Below are 17,620 nucleotides of genomic sequence, written 5' to 3'. Positions count from 1 at the left end.
CTGTGCGAAAACGGTCAATATGTCATCCTGATAGCGCTCACTCGGATCTGCGTTTGACCGCGATGATGCAGTTGCTGTGCGACGGATGCAGCGCAGGTAGATCACGGCCGAGCACGTCAACGGCACCGACATGGACCAAGGCGCCAGAGGCGCTTGCCTCTTCGTCGGCGTAGCTGCGGCGTTTGCCGTGACCACTGGCCATACAGCGCCAGACATCGCCCTCCGCGGAGGCAAAGCGCGGGGCGTCATGCGTTGTCTGACTGCCCGCCTTGGCCGTCACGAAATTCTCGGAGACCATTTCGCGCGTCGGGTTCGGCACGTGTTCGACAACCGCGCCACCGGAGACAGAGACCTGCGGATGCAGGTTCGGTTTTGGTTTCGGGCGCGGCATTACCATCGGTGTCGAGACAGTGGTTGCCTGCGGGGTTGGGGTTGGGGTTGCTTGGGGCGTCGCTTGCGGCGTCATATTCGGAACGAGCTGAGGCACCTGCGTGGGGACAGCCTGCGGTGTCGCGGCCGGTGTCGGCATCACGATGACGCTCACTGGCACCGGACCATAGCCAACGAACGTCTGCGGCGGGTTGGGCGCGATGACCAGGGTCGGAAGGCCTTGGCCGGTGAAGGATGGCGTGGGTGTCGCCTGTGGCGGGATCACCGGCGAGGTTCCGGTTAGAGTTTGTTGCGGCAGCGGTTGGATCACCAACGGCGCGGGGCCACCTGTGAAAGATGGCGTCGGCATGGCTTGCGGTGGGATCACCGGCGAGGTTCCGGTTAGCGTCTGCTGCGGCTGCGGCTGCGGCTGAATGACCACTGGATCGGGGCCACCCGTGAAGGACGGCGTGGGGATCGCTTGCGGCGGGATCACGGGAGAAGTGCCTGTGAAAACCGTCTGCGGAAGCGGTTTGATCGTCACAATCTGCGGCTGCCCACCGGTGAACGACGGCGTTGCCTGAACCTGCAACTGACCCACCGGACCGACGCCGGTGAAAGTCGTTGGCGGCACAGGTTTAATCGTGATGGTCTGCGGCTGCCCGCCCGTAAACGACGGCGTGGGCAGGGCTTGCAGGGGCGGAACTGGCGAGGTGCCGGTTAGCGTTTGCTGTGGCAATGGCGAAAGAACGAGCGACGTGCCGGTGAAGGAGCCGCCCGGTTGCGGGTCCGGCACCTGTCCGAAACCGGTGATCACAGTCGGATCGAGAGGCAGGATTTCCTGAATGGTTTGCACCGTGTCCGGAACTGGCCCCTGAGTGCCCGTGGTCGGGGGCAGCTGATTGGCCGTCGCGACCGAGCCTCCCGTCGTGCCGCCCGTTGCGGAGGAGGCGCCGCATTCGCTTGCGGCGTGTTTGTTGCCGACCCCGATGCACCATCCGAGATGTTGTTGCGCCTGACTCTCGGATGCGAGACCGATTGCAAACGTGGTGGCGATAAAGCCAAGAACGAGATGTTTCATGTGCTCACCATTGTTTCGAGAGGCTGAGATAGAGTGCGGGGTCACCCGCCTCCGTCGATGTTCCGTCCTTCAAAGGCGTCGCGATGTAGCCTTTGAAACGCACACCCTGATTGAAGTCGGCGTCAAGGCCGAGACCAAGAGACGCGAGTGTCATGTGGTCGATTTCGTCCACGCCCGGCGCATTGTTTTCGATGTAGCCGACGTCGAGAAAGCCGAACGGTCTCAGGTGCCGGATCGCTTGATGGTCTGGAAAAATATCGTAGTCGATCTCGAAGCTTGCCGAAATCCCGGTGTCACCGGTGGCCTCTGCGAACAGATAGCCGCGCTCGTCAGAGCGTCCGCCGAGATGGAATTCCTCCAGTCCGGGCAAGCGGTCATTCGTGTATTGCCCCCAGAGTTCCACACGCAGGAAGGTATCCTGAGAAAGGCCGGTTAGAGGATGCTCGATCCCGCCGCCAAAGCGAATGTAGCTAAAGCTGTCATCGCCATCGTCGAGCCCGCCAGCATTTCCGCTGCGCTCACCAGCCGCGTAGGAGAGGGCGTATTCGAAGGCGCCGCCATTGTCGAAGGCAGCCCCATAAATCCACGACAGGGCGAGGACGTTGACTTCGCTATCGATCGGATTGCCCGCAACATCAACGTCAGAGGCCGCATGTCGGAATTCGGCGAGACCGTAGCCGTAGGTGTCAACATCGCGCACGAACGGAAACCCGGTGGCGAAGATCGCGGTGCGGCCTTCGACATCGGTTTCCTGTAGCAGCCCGTCAGCGTTCCTGAACGCGGTCACAGTGCCCAGATAGCCCTCAACAAAAGCACCGGAACCACCAAACGGCGTCCGGTAGGTGAGCGCCCCCCACGTGGAGTCGTTGGAGGAGCCATATTCAAGCGTGGTCGACGCCTCCAGACGCACCATGTCGCCCGGGGTGAGGGCGTTTAAATACGTCTGACCAAATGTCAGCGTCGCGGCCTCATCGAGACCACGCGACGGGTGATCCAAAGTCACGCTCCCGAAACTTTTGTCGAGCTCCTCAGTGCGTAGGGTGAGGCGGGCATGCGGATCGTTTGGCGCATAGTCGATGGCGGCGGTGGCGGAGATGGCCTCGATATCCTCAACGAGCATGATCGAGCGTTCGAAGTCTTTTTGCGTGATCCCGCGCCGTCCGATCACGGGGGCCATGTAGGAACCGATGAGCTCCGATGTCTGCGCGTCCGTGCCCTCGATGGAGATGGAGCCGATCTCGCCCTCATCCACAATCACGGTTGTTCCGTCTGCCGCGATAAAGACTTCGGCGAGGAAATAGCCATCTTCGAGGTAAATCGCCTGAACCGTTTGAGCGAGGCTCTGGGCCGTAATTTCGCCGGACTGATGCAGCGCGGCCTGAGATGCAAACGAGAGCAGTTCCATCGCGTCGTATTGGGTCACGCCCACGAGGTTATATTGCTCAAAATCTTGGGCCTCTGCACCCGCAGGCTGTATCGCCATAAAACTGGCTAAGACCGCTCCGGTGCTCAATAGGGGTCGATACATAAAAGTCTCCTGATCGTCTTGGTCGTCTCGCACGTGCCGCGCGCTGTCATTCAACGGAAAAAAATGTTCTTTTGAGTATTGGCATTCACAATGTCACATTTTCGGTGATCTGTAAGCCTTTTCCACCACTGCGTTTAAATGGTCGACCTCACCGCCTCCGCGCGACCCGACATGAAAGAGAAGGAGGATATCCAGTGGACGGGGAGGGCGGGCGAACACTTTCTCCCGTTATGCCTTCGCGCTGGATGCAAATCTGAAAATCTGCCTGTTAGGGCGAACATTTCCCCGAAAAGCACAGCCGATATGCGCTGAACGGCTCTTGAACCTTTTGGTCAATTCTTATCTACGGAGCACTCCGAATTCGTGGAATGGCCTGACAAACAATGACGAACACCATGAGCCAAGCGGCCTCAATCGCCTTTGATGCGGTTGGCAAGGCCTATACCAAGCCGGGCGGCGGGACCGTGACGGCGCTAGAGAACGTGTCCTTAACCGTGGAGCCGGGGGCGATCACCGGGATCATCGGGCGCTCGGGCGCGGGGAAATCCACGCTGTTGCGCATGGTGAACGGGTTGGAGATGCCGACCTCCGGACGGGTGAGGGTCGGTGGTCACGATGTCGGAGCCTCCAAGGGGAGCGCCCTGCGCGCGATCCGTCGCGATGTCGGGATGATTTTCCAGCATTTCAACCTGTTGTCCTCGCGCACCGTGGCGGGAAACATCGCGCTGCCGCTGGAAATCGCGGGGGTCTCGTCTGACAAAATTGCGCCGCGGGTGGCGGAGCTGATTGATCGTGTGGGGTTGACCGAACAGGCCGGACGCTATCCGGCGGAGCTGTCGGGCGGACAAAAACAGCGCGTCGGTATTGCACGCGCTTTGGCGACGGAACCGAAGGTTCTGTTGTCGGACGAAGCGACCTCGGCCCTTGATCCCGAGACCACGCAAACCGTGTTGTCGCTGCTGAAAGACATCAACCGCGATCTCGGGCTAACGATTCTCTTGATCACCCATGAAATGGCCGTGGTGCGCGACATCGCGAGCCACGTGGCGGTGATTGATGGCGGACAAATTGTAGAGCACGGCCGGACCTATGACGTGTTCACCGCGCCGCAACATCCCACGACGCGTTCGTTCCTGTCGGGCGTGACGGGTGTCAAACTCCCCGCTTTCGTCGAGCACAAACTCACCGCGACACGCCCCGCCACCGGCGGCGAGGAAGTGATCCGCGTCACCTTTGCAGGCAAGCACGCGACCGATCCGATGCTCGCGCTCCTGACGAAGGATCTGGGCATCGAAGTGAACATTCTGGCGGGTGCCGTCGAAGAGATCGGCACGCATCCGTTCGGCAATCTCCTGATCTCCCTGCCTGCTGCGCGCGCGGACGAGGCGCGGGCCTATCTCGAACGCCACGAGCTTTTGACGGAGGTGCTCGGCTATGTCAGCTAATCTCATCAACCTTTTGATCGAGGCGACGGGTCAGACCCTTTACATGGTGGCGATCTCGGCCTTTCTGGGCACGGTCTTCGGACTGCCGCTCGGCACCTATCTCGCGGTGTCGCAACGGGGCGAACTGCTCTCTGCGCCGCTCGTGAATACGGTCCTCGGCCTCGTGGTGAACGCCACGCGCTCTGTGCCGTTCATCATTCTCGTCGTGGCGATCATCCCGTTCACGCGGCTCGTGGCAGGCACCTCCATCGGCACCACAGCGGCCATCGTGCCCCTGACCATCGCGGCGGTGCCCTTCATCGCGCGACTGGTCGAAAACGCCATTCGTGAGGTGGATAGCGGCCTGATCGAAGCCGCCCGCGCCATGGGCGCCACGCCCCTGCAAATCATCCGCAAGGTTCTGATCCCCGAGGCTCTGCCCGCGATCACCCTTGGCCTCACCCTCGCCGTCGTCAGCCTGATCGGGTATTCTGCCATGGTCGGCGCCGTGGGCGGCGAAGGTTTGGGCGATCTCGGCATCCGCTACGGCTATCAGCGTTTCATGCCTGAAGTCATGGCCATCGTGGTCGTCATTCTCATCGTTCTTGTCCAGCTCGTGCAATCCCTCGGAGAGTGGATCGCCGCCCGCGTGGACAAACGCGCGCCCAAAGGGCGCGGTCAATAATCGCAACATATAGGAGTTCACACATGCTGCGACTTGCCAGTCTCACCTCCGTCCTCGCCCTGATGGCATCCGCGTCCATCGCCGAAGAAATCAAGGTCGGCGTTTCCCCGGGCGAACACGCCGAAATCATGGAAGAGGTCGCAAAGGTTGCGGCCCCCATGGGGCTCGACATCGACGTTGTCGAATTCTCCGATTACGTGATCCCGAACCAGGCGCTGGCCGATGGTGACATCGAAGCCAACTCCTTCCAGCACGTTCCCTATCTCGACAACCAGATGGCGGACCGCGGGTTTGACCTCACCGTCGTGGGCAACACGATCACCACGCCGATGGGTGTCTATTCCGATAAGGTCACCGATCTCGCCGATCTCGAAGAGGGCGCGCGCTTTGGCATCCCGAACGACCCGACCAACGGCGGTCGTGCGCTTCTGGTGCTGCAACAGCTTGGCCTGATCAAACTCGACCCGGCCGCTGGTCTGAAACCGACCGTGCTCGACATCACCGAGAACCCGAAGGGCCTGAAGTTCCAGGAACTCGATGCCGCGCAACTGCCGCGCTCGCTCGCCGATCTGGACGCTGCCCTGATCAACACGAACTACGCGATCGCCTCCGGCCTGAGCCCGAAAGAGGACTCCATCGCCATGGAAAGCGCAGAGAACCCCTATGTGAACGTCATCGTCGTCCGCACCGGTGATGAAAACGAACCGTGGGTCCAGACGCTGGTAGACGCCTACCACTCCGATGAAGTGAAAGCCTTCATCGAAGAGAGCTACCACGGGACCGTGCTCACCTCTTGGTAAGCCTTATCCCGCGCAGAAACAGGAAAGGGAGGGCCGCGGCCCTCCCTTTCTTTTTGTCCGGTAAAAAGAACTCTGCCCTCTGTTAGCGCATCATTCCGGTGGCCGCGATGTCACCGCCGAGCGCGCTCATGAGATCCTCACTCGAGTCATAAAGCAGCTCCAGCACGTAGTGCGGATTGTGGGCAAAGGCGCCTTTGTCGGTTGTCACGAACTTCCAGTTGTACGCGGCTTTCAACAGACGCGGCGTCCAAGTGTTATAGGCAACCGCCCGTCCGTCACTCATGTCGATTTGACCGTCGTTATTCGCGTCGGCAAAGAAGTAGGGATACCGATGTCCGTCATAGAGCATCGCGGTCCCTGCGACCGTCTCGGCATACTCCTCAATGAGTCCCATCAGCCGGTCGGCATTGTGCGACACGTCAGTGCGCAGCCCTTGGTCGAGGTTGCCGCTGCCGTCGTAGCTGATCCGCGAAAGGCGGATGTTGTCCGGCTCGCCGTCCACATGGCAGCTCATGCAGGTTGTCTGCGACACCTCGAGGTTATGTGGATCATGACAGGACACACAGCTCGCTACCGGTCGCGCATGGAAGAACCGGCCCGAATACTCTTTGCCTTCATAATGATACCCCGACCCGCCGTAACCGCCGAGCCACGTTGACGCCGCGAGGGCATAGTGCGGATTGATAAAGCGCAGGTCCGCGTTCGTCTCATCCGGCGCCTTGTCGGCGACAGAGGCCTCGATGCTCAGGCCGGACGCCCGTCCTTGGTGGCACGTCAAACAGGACGCCTCGCCGGGGGCAATCGGGTGCATCAGGCCGCTCGGGAATTTGACCTCTTCGACGGAGGCCAGACCGGGATTGTGGCAGGTGTCACAATCAACCACCCCGCCGGTTGGCATCGGTGCTTCGATGACGCCCGCTTCGCTTCCGTCGAGGCCATAGAAGGATCTGAAACCCGCACCGGAGTGACAGGTGGCACAGGCGACAGGCACCTCGCCCTCTTCATCCCAATGGGTGAACGCCTCTGCTGTCGACAGGGCGTGACCGGATCGCGCCCACTCTCCGATCGCCAGCTTGTTCTTGATCTCGATCTGGTCAGGACGGAACGGACCAGCGTCCGGCATCACATAGAGTTCGAGATCTTCTGCGATCTCTTCGATGTCACGAACCGGCTCTTCTGCCTGATCTTGTGCGACCGAAATACTCGGATTTGCTGCGATTGAAAAACCGACAAGGATTGGAAAAAAGAATTTACGTTTGAAAGACATGGTCGTCAGACCCCCGCTAAAGATGCTCCACTTTCGCGCACGACTATGTTATCTGGAATTACAGATTCACGCAATTCACCTGACGCCTCGATATTCAAACAGTTTGGTATTTCGGCGCGAAAATGGACATTGAGATGTTTGGCTCAATCTTCTCTGCGGGACTTATTATGCCCCGCGTCGGTCCGCCTCTAACGCCCGATGCTCCGGCGCTACACATCACTGACGAAGCCGCAATCACGCCAGCACACGGTGAGGAGTTGCGGGTTGATTCGCTGGTTGGCGACGGAGACAGCGTGGCGCAAGGGCAGCCCCTTCTGCGGTTGCGGGCGATGCCGGACATGTATCTGACGGCTCCGATGGCGGGACGGGTTGCGAAAATCGAACTTCGCCCGGGGCATCGGCTGTCGCAAATGATGCTGTTTCATGAGGCTGGCGGGGATCGCTATGCCTATGATGTGTCTCAGGCAGGCCACGATACGGACGAGCTGCGCAGGGTTCTCCAGATGTCCGGTCTGTGGCGCATGTTGCGAAGCCGTCCGTTCGGGCATGTGCCAAAACCGGGCGCAATCCCTGCCGCGATTTTCGTCATGGCGACCGACTCACGACCCGACGCGCCGGATCCGCTCCCGCGCCTTGCAAGCCGCGAAGAGGAGTTCTCGCGGGGTCTCGACGCGCTCGCGCGCTTGACAGAAGCACGCATATTCCTGTGTGAGGCAGAGGCGTCCTCCTACACCGGCGCGCTTCCGGGGGGCGTCACCCGCATTCGAACCGGCAAAGTTCATCCCAACGGCCTTTCAGGTCTGATGATCCATCGCCACATGCCCGCGCGGGTCGAGGCCCCTGTCTGGGATATCCATGCGAAAGATGTCGCGGATATCGGTTCCTTTCTGGAGACGGGCTATGTGCCCGCGACGCGTGTGGTCTCTATTTCGGGCGATGCGCTCAGAGAGGCGAAACTGGTTCAGTGCCAGCCGGGCGCGGACCTGCGCGGGTTGAGCCAGTCGCTTCTGCGCCCCGGACCGCATGCGGTCTTGTCCGGCTCGTTTCTGGACGGGCGGCCCGCGCATTGGTTGTCGCACAGGGATCGGCAAGTCACGGTGCTCACGCGCGACACGTCCACGAAGAACCGTCACTGGTTCAACGAGGCGCTCGATCATGTGTCGCGACGCGCGCCGATCATTCCAACAGCCGCGCTCGATCTCGCGTTCGGGCGCGCGCTCCCCTCCGCTGCGCTGATCCGTATCTTGGCGTCCGGCGATGTTGAGGGCTTCACCCGTCTAGGCGGTCTGTCTCTGTTGGAAGAGGATGTCGCGCTGGCGGATTATGCGACGGGCGCATCGCCGCGTCTCATGACCCAACTGCGGGCGCTTCTGGACCGCATTGAAGAAGAGGAAGGTGTCGCATGAGGCGCGGGATGTGGGATCGCGAGATGGTCGCAGCACTCTTGCTCTTGGCGCTTATGCCGATGGTGCTGACGTGGCTCTGGTTCGGGGGCCTTGATGCGATTGGGCGACTCAGCCTCACTCTGATCATATCCGGCGTCTGGCACATGGTCTTTATGCTGGCGCGGGCACAATCGCCTTCTCTGGCCGGTGTGCTGTCCGCAATCGCAGTCGCCATGATCGCGCCCGAAGATTTGGGTCTGATCCGGTTGGCCCTCGGCGTCAGTTTCGGCACGGTCATGGCCGAATTGGTGTTTGGAGGCTGGGGGCGCAATGTACTCAATCCGGCCACTGTTACGATTGCCTTTCTGGGCTTTGGTTTTCCGGCGGCACCGTGGCCTGATTTCGTTGCACCCGTCTTTTGGGCGGCGCTGCCTGCGTTGGCGATTGGCGCACTGTTCGGCATTCTGTCTATGCGCGTCATTATCGCGGCCTTTGCGGTCCTCGGGATCGCGTATTCCGGCGGCGATCCTGCGATTTCAGCAATCTTGCCCGCCGCTGTTTTGGTGTTGGCGCTCCTCGTCACCGATCCGGTCGCGGGCGCCTCGACCTCCCTCGGCCGTTGGCTTTACGGGGCGGTCTATGGGGGATTTGTAGTCCTCTTCGCTCATGAATGGCAGGGGGCCGCACCGGTGCAAATGACTGTCTCGGCCGCATTCCTCGCATCTTTGTTCGCGCCACTCTTCGACGAGGCCGCGCTCGCTCTCTGGGTAAGGCAAAGGAGAAAACGTCATGGCTGACATGAACCCGATCACCGCGTGGCGGAAACTCCTCGCTCTGCCGAACGAAAGCCGGACCAAGACCTTGGTCATGGCGTTTCTGGTCTCGGCCATCTGTGCCCTCGGGGTCAGCGGGGCGACCGTGATCCTGCGCCCGATCCAAGCCGCCAACCGTGCCGCCGAACAACAGGCGCGTCTTGAGGGGCTGATCGCGGGCATCCCAGGCATGTCTGAACTGATGGCCGCGGAGGGCGGCTCTCTCTCCACCGTCGTTGTCGATCTGACCGAAGGAAGAGCCGCGACTGACGTCACGCCCGCCACTCTCTCCGCTGCGCTGGAGGACAATGCGAACTGGACGGGTCTCTCCGAAGGGCAGGACCTCGCCGGTCTCGGGCAGCGCCCGAACTACGCGCAGATCTACTTCCTGCGCGGGGCGGACGGCGAAATTTCACTCGCGCTGCTGCCGATCAGCGGGGCAGGCTATGTCGCCCCGATTGATGCCATTCTCGCGCTCAGGGCGGACATGAACACCATCGCGGGTCTGGCCGTCTTGGCCCAAGCCGAGACCCCCGGTCTGGGCGGACGCATCGAGGAACCTGCGTGGCTTTCGCAATGGCGCGGGAAAGAGATCGCGGACGCAAGCGGCGCTGTGCGTTTTGCCGTCGCCAAAGGACGCGCGAGCAGCGAGTTCGAGGTTGACGGGATCACAGGGGCGACGCGCACCTCAAGCGCCGTGACGCGGATCATGCGTTTCTGGCTCGGCCCCGATGGATACGGCCCTCTGATCGACGCCATCCAGCGTGGGGAGTTCTGACCCATGCCCGCCCGCGCAAGTCTCTGGAACACCCTGACAGACCCGTTGGTCCACCAGAATCCCGTGACCCTGCAAATTCTCGGGATTTGTTCCGCATTGGCGGTGACGACCTCTGTCGCGACGGCTCTCACCATGTCGGCCGCACTCACGGCGGTCCTCGTGATGTCCGCCGGTCTCATCAGCCTGATCCGCAACCACATTCCCGGCTCGATCCGCCTGATCGTCCAGATCGTGATCGTGGCCTCGCTTGTGATCGTGATCGACCAGATCCTTCAGGCCTATCTGTTCGAGATCAGCCAAAAATTGTCGGTCTTTGTCAGCCTGATCACCACGAACTGTCTCGTGCTCGGACGCACGGAGTCCTTTTCCCGCCACAACCCGCCGGGGCGGTCGATGGTGGACGCTTTGGGCAACGGGCTTGGGTATTCCGTCGTTCTGGTCGTGATCGGATCGGTTCGGGAACTCTTCGGGGCCGGATCGCTGCTCGGGGTTCAGGTCTTTCAAACGGTCGATCAGGGCGGGTGGTATACGCCCCTTAACCTGATGCTCTTGGCGCCGTCTGCGTTCTTTCTGCTGGGCGGATTGGTCTGGGCCATTCGCACCCTCCTACCCGCACAGGCGGAAACCATTGATCTGTTGTCGCCGGACAAACCGGAGGACCTGTCATGAATGATCTTGTCTCTCTGTTCCTGAGCGCGGCCTTTGTGGAGAACATGCCGCTCACCCTGTTTTTGGGCCTCTGCACTTTCATCGCGCTGTCGCGAAAAACCGGCTCTGCCGCGGGCCTCGGGATCGCCGTGGTTGCGGTCATGGGGGTTACCGTGCCGCTCAATCATCTGATCTACACCGCGCTCCTCGCGCCCGGCGCGTGGGCATGGGCGGGCCTGCCGGAGACGGATCTGTCCTATCTCAAACTGATTGCCTTTATCGGCGTCATCGCGGCCACGGTTCAGTTGCTCGAAATGGTTCTGGATCGCTTTTTCCCTGCTATCTACGCCTCTTTCGGGGTCTTTCTGCCGCTTCTGACCGTGCAATGCGCCATCCTCGCAGGCAGCCTCTTTATGGTCGAGCGCAGCTATACGCTGGCCGAGTCCACCGTTTTCGGTCTCGGGGCGGGCACAGGTTTTGCTGTCTCTGTCATCATGCTCGGCGCGATCCGCGCGCGCCTCGCCTATGCGCACATCCCTGAAGGGCTGCGTGGGTTGGGCATCACCTTCATCCTCGCCGGAATGATGTCCCTCGGCTTTTCCGCCTTTGCACAGATGGTGGCGTCATGACGGAGATTGTTCTCGGAGCCATCATCATCATCGGGCTGGTCATTGCGCTGACCGTTGTCCTGCTTTTGACGCGGCAAAAGCTTGTGCCTGCTGAAGCACTTCAGATCACGGTGAACGACACCGAAAAGCTCGATGTGCAGCGCGGCGAAAAGCTCTTGGGCGTTCTGCACCGCTCCGGCATCGGTATTCCGGCGGCCTGTGGCGGATCGGGCACCTGCGGGCTGTGCCGTGTCGTTGTGAACGGGGAGGGCGCGGGCACCGCGATCGCGACGGAGAAAGGGATTCTTTCTGCGGCAGAGCGCAAGGCCCATGTCAGACTGGCCTGCCAGACAACCCTGCGCGGCCCATGCCAAGTGACGGTGCCACAAGAGTTCCTCGGAGCGACCGGATTTACATGCCGCGTTGTGTCCAACAGACAGCTTGCCCCTCTCATCAGGGAACTGGTTCTCGAACTGCCGGCAGAGCAGCCGTTTTCCTTCCGTGCTGGTGGCTTCATGCAGTTGACCGCGCCGGCCTACCGGCTCGACTTCGCAGATATCGACGTAGATCCGGCCTTTGCCCAGACATGGGACCTCGCCGATTGGCCGACGATGACGGCCTCTTCCGATCAGCCGGTTACACGCGCCTATTCCATCGCCAACACCCCCGCCAATGTCGGACAGGCGGTGTTCAACATCCGCCTCGCCGTGCCGCCCGCAGGCAAAGAGCATGACATCGCGCCGGGAGCGGTGTCGTCGTGGCTCTTTTCCCTGAAACCGGGCGACGAAGTGGCCGCGTCGGGGCCGTTCGGAGAGTTCCATGTCCAGCCCACAGAACGCGACATGGTCTTTATCGGTGGCGGCGTTGGGATGGCGCCTCTGCGGGCCATGATCCACGAACAGATCGGCAAGGGTACGACGCGCAGCATGCGTTATTTCTACGGCGCGCGCTCGGCGGCGGACCTTTTCTACGTCGAGGAATTCGAAGCCATCGCCAAAGAGCACCCCAACTTTGCATGGACCCCCGCCCTGTCCGACCCTGCACCGGGGGACAGGTGGCGCGGCGAAACCGGATTTATCCACGACACCGTGCGTGCCGCGATGTCTAAACATCCCGCACCCGAGAATTGCGAATATTATCTCTGTGGTCCGCCGGTCATGATCTCGGCGGTCCTCAACACGCTCGCCAAGCTGGGCGTGGAACCAGATTCCATCTACAATGATGACTTCGGAGGCTGACCCATGCGCCATGATTTTACCCGCCGTCAGATGATTGCCCTCAGCGGCGCCACGCTTTGCGCTGGCATGGCACAGGCAGGCAGTCTTTCTCCGACGCACAGCATGGAGGGCCGCGCTTTCGCGAGCCATTGGCGCGTGACCGCGCCCTCTGATGTGCCGCTTGAGCCGCATCGCGCCGCCATCGACCGTCTCTTGGCCGAGGTGGACGCCCAGATGTCGCCATGGCGCGAGGACAGCGATGTGTCCCGTTTCAACCGAAGCACCGATACCTGCCGTGTGTCTGATGAGACGGCCCTTGTGACCCGCGCAGCATTGGAGATCGCGCGCGACAGCGGTGGCCGGTTTGATCCCACGGTTGGCCCCTTGGTCGCGCAATGGGGGTTTGGCCGGATCACGGGCGGCACGTCCGGAACGTGGGCTGGCATCGCAACAGAAGGCGATCAATTGCGCAAGGAGATCTCGGGGCTGACCCTTGATCTGTGCGGCATCGCGAAGGGACGCGCGCTCGATCTCTTGGACAGCTATCTTATGCAGGCCGGACTTTCGGATGTCCTGATTGATTTGGGTGGCGAGTTGAAAAGCCGCGGGCAGCATCCGTCGGGTCGTGCATGGCAAGTGGCTGTCGAGGACCCGCGGGTCGGAGCCCTCAGCCCCGCCGCAGGACTACGGCTCCCGTCCGGTTTTTCGGTCGCCACATCCGGTCTTCGGGCGCAGAGCTATACGCTTGGGGACCACGTCTACAGCCACATCATCGACCCGCGCCGCGCAACGCCTGTCGAGGGCGGGGCAATCTCGGTTTCCGTGCTCGCGCCGGAGGCCATGATCGCGGACGGTTGGGCCACGGCATTGATGGCCGCCGGAGAGCAAGGGCCGGAACTCGCGCGTCAGAACGGGCTGTCGGCGCTGTTCCTGTATCCGTCGGACACAGGGCTGTCCGCGACCACGACAGGCGATTTCGATCGCCATATGGTTTGAGGGCGCGGATATGGAACTTGTCCTCGGCCTCGTCATCATTCTCCTCGCCGTCGGAGGGCTCGCCCTCGGGTCTTTGTTCGGGCGCGGTCCGGTGAAAGGCTCTTGTGGCGGCATGGCCTGTCTCAAAGATATCGCCTGTGAAGGGTGTCCTCACAAACTCGGGGAGGAAAGCCGATGAGCCCTGTTCAGACACTCAGAGATATCGTGCGGGATGATCTGCCGGTATTCACACCCGACATGCCCATTCGTCGTGCCGTGGCGGTACTCATTGAGGAACGCGGCGCTGCGGGGGCCGTCCTGGACGAGAGCGGCGTGCTGCAAGGCATCCTGAGCCAGAAGGACTGTTTCCGTCCGGCTCTGAACGCGAGTTACTATCAGGAGTGGAAAGGCACAGTTGCGGATTTCATGACGTCGGACGTGATGACGCTCTCGGCAAATGCAGACATCACCACCGCCGCAGAAGCCTTTCTCAACCATCCTCATCGTGTGTTTCCGGTTCTCGATGGTGAACAGTTCGTCGGGATGCTTCGGCGATCCGACCTGCTGCGCGTGCTCGTCGGGCTGAGCTAAGAGGCCATGTGCGAAGAGGGCCGGCTAGGATCGGAGCCGGCCATTTCCCGACGCAGCCTCTAACGCCTACAACCTGTAGGCCGCCCCTTTAGATTCCCTCACTTAATTGCCAGATCTCGCGCTCCATCCCACCGCAAATGTGGGCTGGGCCGGTCGAGTCATGTTCTGGCGCCGCCCAAAAGTGTATACATTATTTTGGCTATAATCCGGAAAATTGCCGGATATACCGATTATAAATACATTTATTTCAAAAAAAGGTATTGATCGATTTCAGGAATCGCAACATTGTATACATATGAGCCAAGAGCAAACCGTATATAGCAAGTTGCGCAGCATGATCCTTAACGGCGATTTCGACGCCGGAGAGAGGCTGACGGAAAAAATGGTTTGCGACACACTAGGTGTGTCGCGGACGCCAGTGCGGGCTGCCTTTTTGCAGCTTGCCGCCCAAAACCTGGTCATCGGCCAGAGCAACCGCGGCTACACCGTGCGCGGCATCACTGTCGATGACGTGTGGGGCGCGAATGTGGTGCGCTCGGTTCTGGAGGGGGCTGCCGCAGGCATGTTGGCGCGGAACGGTATCGATGAGGCCGTGCGCGAAACGCTTGAGCGCAGTGTCGAGGACTATAGCCAGCTCGCGCGTCACGTGGAACTGTCGGACGGCTTTCTTGAGGCTCACTCCGCAGCGAACCGGACCTTTCATGACACAATCGTTGCCGAGACGGAAAATCAGAGCCTTCTGCGCTCGATCGAGACGCTTGCCTACATGCCAGTCCAGATCAACCGCGTGGTCTTTGCGTCTGATCGCAAGTTTGCAACCGAGACCGTGCAATCCGGAATGGCCGAGCACCAGAACGTGCTGACGGCGCTCCTCACGGGAGATGCGATGGCCGCGGAATTACTCATGCGCACGCACAGTCAAAAAGCGCTGCGTGGCATCGAACACGTCAAGGAGGTGCTCGGGCTGGGGCCCGAATACCGCCAGATGCCGTTTCACAAGTTCATAGGGGGCCTCGGAATATCCGTGGTCGCCGCATAATACCATTGGAGGAAAAATGCCCGAAGCTGCTGTAAACGAGTTTTGGAAAGATATTAAACCCATCGCAGAGGTGTTCAAACCGGACGCCGGTCGCGATGTCTACACGAGCAATGTTGCCGACGCAGACGAAAAATATTTTGTTCCTTTCACCGACACCGTTTCCTCGCGCCCGCTCTGGATTTCGCCGAGCCAGAACAAATGGTGCGATATCCTGATGGCGAAAGAGGCGGGTCTCGTGAACCGTCACTATCACCCGCACGAAGTGTTCGCCTACACGATCAGCGGCAAGTGGGGCTATCTGGAGCATGACTGGACCGCGACCGCAGGTGACTTCATCTATGAATCCCCGGGCGAGGGTCACACACTTGTCGCCTATGACCATCCGGATCCGATGCGCGCGTTCTTCATTGTGAAGGGCCCGTTGCTCTGGCTCGACGAAGACGGCGAAGTCGACGGCTACATGGATGTCCACGACTACCTGAAAATGTGCCGTGAGCATTACGAAAAAGTCGGGCTCGGTGCAGATTACATCGATGGTCTGCTCCGGTGAACCATCTCGCCGTCCAGTGGCATGGGCAACGTGATTTGAGGGTGGAGGCGCGTGAGCGTCCTCCGCTTTCACCGGACGAGGTGCGTTTGGCTGTTGCTTACTGCGGGATTTGCGGAAGTGACCTTCATGAATACGCGCAGGGGCCACAGGCAATCCCGACAGAAATGCCCCATCGGCTCTCCGGTGTGAAGGCTCCGCTCGTGATCGGACACGAGTTTTGCGGAACCGTCATTGAGGTCGGGTCTGACGTGCGATCTGTGGCGGTCGGTGATCGTGTCGCGGTCGAGCCCGAGTATCGTTGTGGCGAATGCACAGCCTGCGTTCGCGGGGATTACCATCTGTGCGACGATTGGGGCTTTGCCGGATTGATGGGGCATGGCGGCATGGCACAAGAGGCCGTCGTTCCCGCGTATATGCTGCACACACTACCGGACGGGGTGTCATTCGATGATGCCGCGCTTCTTGAACCTGCGGCGGTCGCGCGCCACGCGATCAACCGTGCAGGGGAAGTCTACGGTGCACGCTGTGCTGTGGTTGGGGCAGGACCAATTGGTCTGCTGCTGGTCCAGCTTCTGAAGCTGTTCGGCGCGTCCGAGATTGTTGCGACCGATATGTCCGAGGCCCGTTGTGCCAAAGCATTGGCATTGGGGGCGGACACGGCGTTCTCACCGCGTGACGAGGCGCTCGCGCCTGATCACTTCGACGTGGTGTTCGAGGCGGTCGGCGTGCAAGCGGCCCTCGATGCTGCGCTCAAAGCGACGCGGAAAGGCGGCAAAGTTATTCTCGCGGGCCTCTTCGTTGAGACGGCCCAGATGAACCTCTTCGACATGGTCAATCGGGAAGTGAGCCTGTTGACGACGCTCGGGTATCGTGACTGCTACCCGGACCTCATCGAACACATCGCGTCGGGCCGGTTCGAGCCCTCGCAAATCGTCACCCGAAAGGTGCCCTTGGACAAAGCTGTGAAGGACGGCTTCGAGGCGCTTTTGGGCAGACCGGAAGAAATAAAGATTTTGGTACAGCCGAACGGCTGAAACCGAATTGGAGGAAATATGGAAAGCACACTTTTTGATGTGTCGGGACGCGTTGCTGTCGTCACCGGCGGTGCATCTGGCATCGGTCTCGGGATCGCGACGGCTCTGGCCACCGCAGGTGCGAATGTTGTCATCGCGGACCTGAACGGCGACGCAGCGCAAGCTGTCGCAGAGAAACTGGCCGCAGACACGTCTGCAGAAACGATGGCGCTCGCCATTGATGTGACCTCGACGGAGCAGGCCGAAGGGCTGATCACCAAGACGCTGGAGCGCTTCGGACGTCTCGACATCCTCGTGAACAACGCAGGCATTGGCATTCACTGTCGGCCCGAAGAGATGACGATGGAGCAATGGGACCTCAACGTCTCGGTCAATCTTCGCAGCGTCTTCCATCTGTCGAAACTCGCCTACGAGCACCTGCGCGACGGTGGAGGGAAGATCATCAACATCGGGTCCATGTATTCGATTTTCGGCGCGGGCGAAGTGCCCGCCTATGCCGCCAGCAAGGGGGGCGTGGTGCAGCTGACCAAGAGCCTCGCCGTGGCCTGGGCCGAACAAGGTATTCAAGTCAACGCGATCCTGCCCGGTTGGATCAACACGGGCCTCGGCGCCCAAGGGCGTCGCGAGATGGAAGGCCTGAACGAACGGGTGCTGGCACGCACACCAGCCGCCCGTTGGGGCGAGCCCGAAGATCTGGCGGGGGTCGCAATCTTTTTGGCGTCCGCCGCATCCAATTTCATCACAGGCGTCAGCATCCCCGTGGACGGCGGGTACTCGGTCGCCTGATTGAAAAGGAATTCCCGGCGGAGGAGACCGGGAAACCACCAGA

Annotated in this window: 19 protein-coding genes; 16 read left to right on the top strand and 3 right to left on the bottom strand. The window is 60.9% G+C overall.

Annotated elements, in window-relative coordinates:
* Positions 1–37: 37 nt before the first annotated feature.
* Positions 38–1,450 carry a YML083C domain-containing protein gene (locus LA304_RS08285; protein WP_224502673.1) on the bottom strand — a complete coding sequence of 471 codons (1,413 nt, stop codon included), beginning with the start codon at positions 1,448–1,450 and terminating at the stop codon, positions 38–40.
* A gap of 4 nt (positions 1,451–1,454) precedes the next feature.
* Positions 1,455–2,933, bottom strand: a complete 1,479-nt coding sequence (locus LA304_RS08280) for a ShlB/FhaC/HecB family hemolysin secretion/activation protein (protein WP_224502672.1) — start codon at positions 2,931–2,933, stop codon at positions 1,455–1,457.
* 428 nt (positions 2,934–3,361) lie between these two features.
* Between LA304_RS08280 and LA304_RS08275 the strand changes: the two genes are divergently transcribed.
* Genes LA304_RS08275 through LA304_RS08265 form a run of 3 tightly spaced genes read left to right on the top strand, consistent with a single transcriptional unit; the run spans position 3,362 to position 5,887 of the window.
* Positions 3,362–4,423 carry a methionine ABC transporter ATP-binding protein gene (locus LA304_RS08275; RefSeq protein ID WP_224502671.1) on the top strand — a complete coding sequence of 354 codons (1,062 nt, stop codon included), beginning with the start codon at positions 3,362–3,364 and terminating at the stop codon, positions 4,421–4,423.
* The gene (locus LA304_RS08270) at positions 4,413–5,087 is read left to right on the top strand and encodes a methionine ABC transporter permease (protein ID WP_224502670.1); all 675 of its coding nucleotides are present in this window, start codon (positions 4,413–4,415) and stop codon (positions 5,085–5,087) included. The genes LA304_RS08275 and LA304_RS08270 overlap by 11 nt, the downstream gene beginning before the upstream one ends.
* A 23-nt stretch (positions 5,088–5,110) precedes the next feature.
* Positions 5,111–5,887 carry a MetQ/NlpA family ABC transporter substrate-binding protein gene (locus LA304_RS08265; protein ID WP_224502669.1) on the top strand — a complete coding sequence of 259 codons (777 nt, stop codon included), beginning with the start codon at positions 5,111–5,113 and terminating at the stop codon, positions 5,885–5,887.
* An 82-nt stretch (positions 5,888–5,969) separates the two neighbouring features.
* Here LA304_RS08265 and LA304_RS08260 read toward each other — a convergent pair whose 3' ends face one another.
* Entirely contained in the window at positions 5,970–7,154 is a 1,185-nt protein-coding gene (locus LA304_RS08260; RefSeq protein WP_224502668.1) for a cytochrome c3 family protein, read from the bottom strand.
* Between the two features lie 122 nt (positions 7,155–7,276).
* Here LA304_RS08260 and LA304_RS08255 point away from each other — a divergent pair, with 122 nt between their 5' ends.
* The 13 genes from LA304_RS08255 (at position 7,277) to LA304_RS08195 (ending at position 17,577) form a co-directional block, all read left to right on the top strand.
* On the top strand, positions 7,277–8,560 hold the full coding sequence (locus LA304_RS08255) for a biotin/lipoyl-containing protein (RefSeq protein WP_224502667.1): 1,284 nt from the start codon (positions 7,277–7,279) through the stop codon (positions 8,558–8,560).
* Positions 8,557–9,336: an RnfABCDGE type electron transport complex subunit D gene (locus LA304_RS08250; RefSeq protein WP_224502666.1), complete on the top strand. Its 780-nt coding sequence runs from the start codon at positions 8,557–8,559 to the stop codon at positions 9,334–9,336. The genes LA304_RS08255 and LA304_RS08250 overlap by 4 nt, the downstream gene beginning before the upstream one ends.
* Complete coding sequence (locus LA304_RS08245; RefSeq protein WP_224502665.1) at positions 9,329–10,129, top strand: FMN-binding protein; 801 nt, start codon at positions 9,329–9,331, stop codon at positions 10,127–10,129. Before LA304_RS08250 ends, LA304_RS08245 begins: the two co-directional genes overlap by 8 nt.
* Positions 10,130–10,132: 3 nt before the next feature.
* Positions 10,133–10,798, top strand: a complete 666-nt coding sequence (locus LA304_RS08240) for an NADH:ubiquinone reductase (Na(+)-transporting) subunit D (protein WP_224502664.1) — start codon at positions 10,133–10,135, stop codon at positions 10,796–10,798.
* A complete protein-coding gene (gene nqrE / locus LA304_RS08235; protein WP_224502663.1) occupies positions 10,795–11,406 on the top strand; it encodes an NADH:ubiquinone reductase (Na(+)-transporting) subunit E in 612 nt (203 codons plus the stop codon). The genes LA304_RS08240 and nqrE overlap by 4 nt, the downstream gene beginning before the upstream one ends.
* Positions 11,403–12,623 (top strand): NADH:ubiquinone reductase (Na(+)-transporting) subunit F, encoded by a 1,221-nt coding sequence (gene nqrF / locus LA304_RS08230; protein ID WP_224502662.1) that lies wholly within the window; start codon positions 11,403–11,405, stop codon positions 12,621–12,623. The genes nqrE and nqrF overlap by 4 nt, the downstream gene beginning before the upstream one ends.
* 3 nt (positions 12,624–12,626) lie before the next feature.
* Positions 12,627–13,598 (top strand): FAD:protein FMN transferase, encoded by a 972-nt coding sequence (locus tag LA304_RS08225; protein ID WP_224502661.1) that lies wholly within the window; start codon positions 12,627–12,629, stop codon positions 13,596–13,598.
* A 10-nt stretch (positions 13,599–13,608) separates the two neighbouring features.
* Positions 13,609–13,776, top strand: coding sequence for a (Na+)-NQR maturation NqrM (nqrM, locus tag LA304_RS08220; protein ID WP_224502660.1), 168 nt, complete (start codon positions 13,609–13,611; stop codon positions 13,774–13,776).
* Positions 13,773–14,168 carry a CBS domain-containing protein gene (locus tag LA304_RS08215; protein WP_224502659.1) on the top strand — a complete coding sequence of 132 codons (396 nt, stop codon included), beginning with the start codon at positions 13,773–13,775 and terminating at the stop codon, positions 14,166–14,168. The genes nqrM and LA304_RS08215 overlap by 4 nt, the downstream gene beginning before the upstream one ends.
* 295 nt (positions 14,169–14,463) lie before the next feature.
* Entirely contained in the window at positions 14,464–15,207 is a 744-nt protein-coding gene (locus LA304_RS08210; RefSeq protein WP_224502658.1) for a GntR family transcriptional regulator, read from the top strand.
* A 16-nt stretch (positions 15,208–15,223) separates the two neighbouring features.
* On the top strand, positions 15,224–15,757 hold the full coding sequence (locus LA304_RS08205; protein ID WP_224502657.1) for a 2,4'-dihydroxyacetophenone dioxygenase family protein: 534 nt from the start codon (positions 15,224–15,226) through the stop codon (positions 15,755–15,757).
* Positions 15,754–16,791, top strand: a complete 1,038-nt coding sequence (locus LA304_RS08200) for a 2,3-butanediol dehydrogenase (protein ID WP_318010682.1) — start codon at positions 15,754–15,756, stop codon at positions 16,789–16,791. The genes LA304_RS08205 and LA304_RS08200 overlap by 4 nt, the downstream gene beginning before the upstream one ends.
* An 18-nt stretch (positions 16,792–16,809) precedes the next feature.
* Positions 16,810–17,577, top strand: a complete 768-nt coding sequence (locus LA304_RS08195; RefSeq protein ID WP_224502656.1) for an SDR family NAD(P)-dependent oxidoreductase — start codon at positions 16,810–16,812, stop codon at positions 17,575–17,577.
* Positions 17,578–17,620 lie beyond the last annotated feature (43 nt).

This window comes from Celeribacter litoreus, from assembly GCF_020165855.1.
Lineage (GTDB): Bacteria > Pseudomonadota > Alphaproteobacteria > Rhodobacterales > Rhodobacteraceae > Celeribacter > Celeribacter litoreus.
This window is presented reverse-complemented; position numbering and strand designations above follow the sequence as displayed.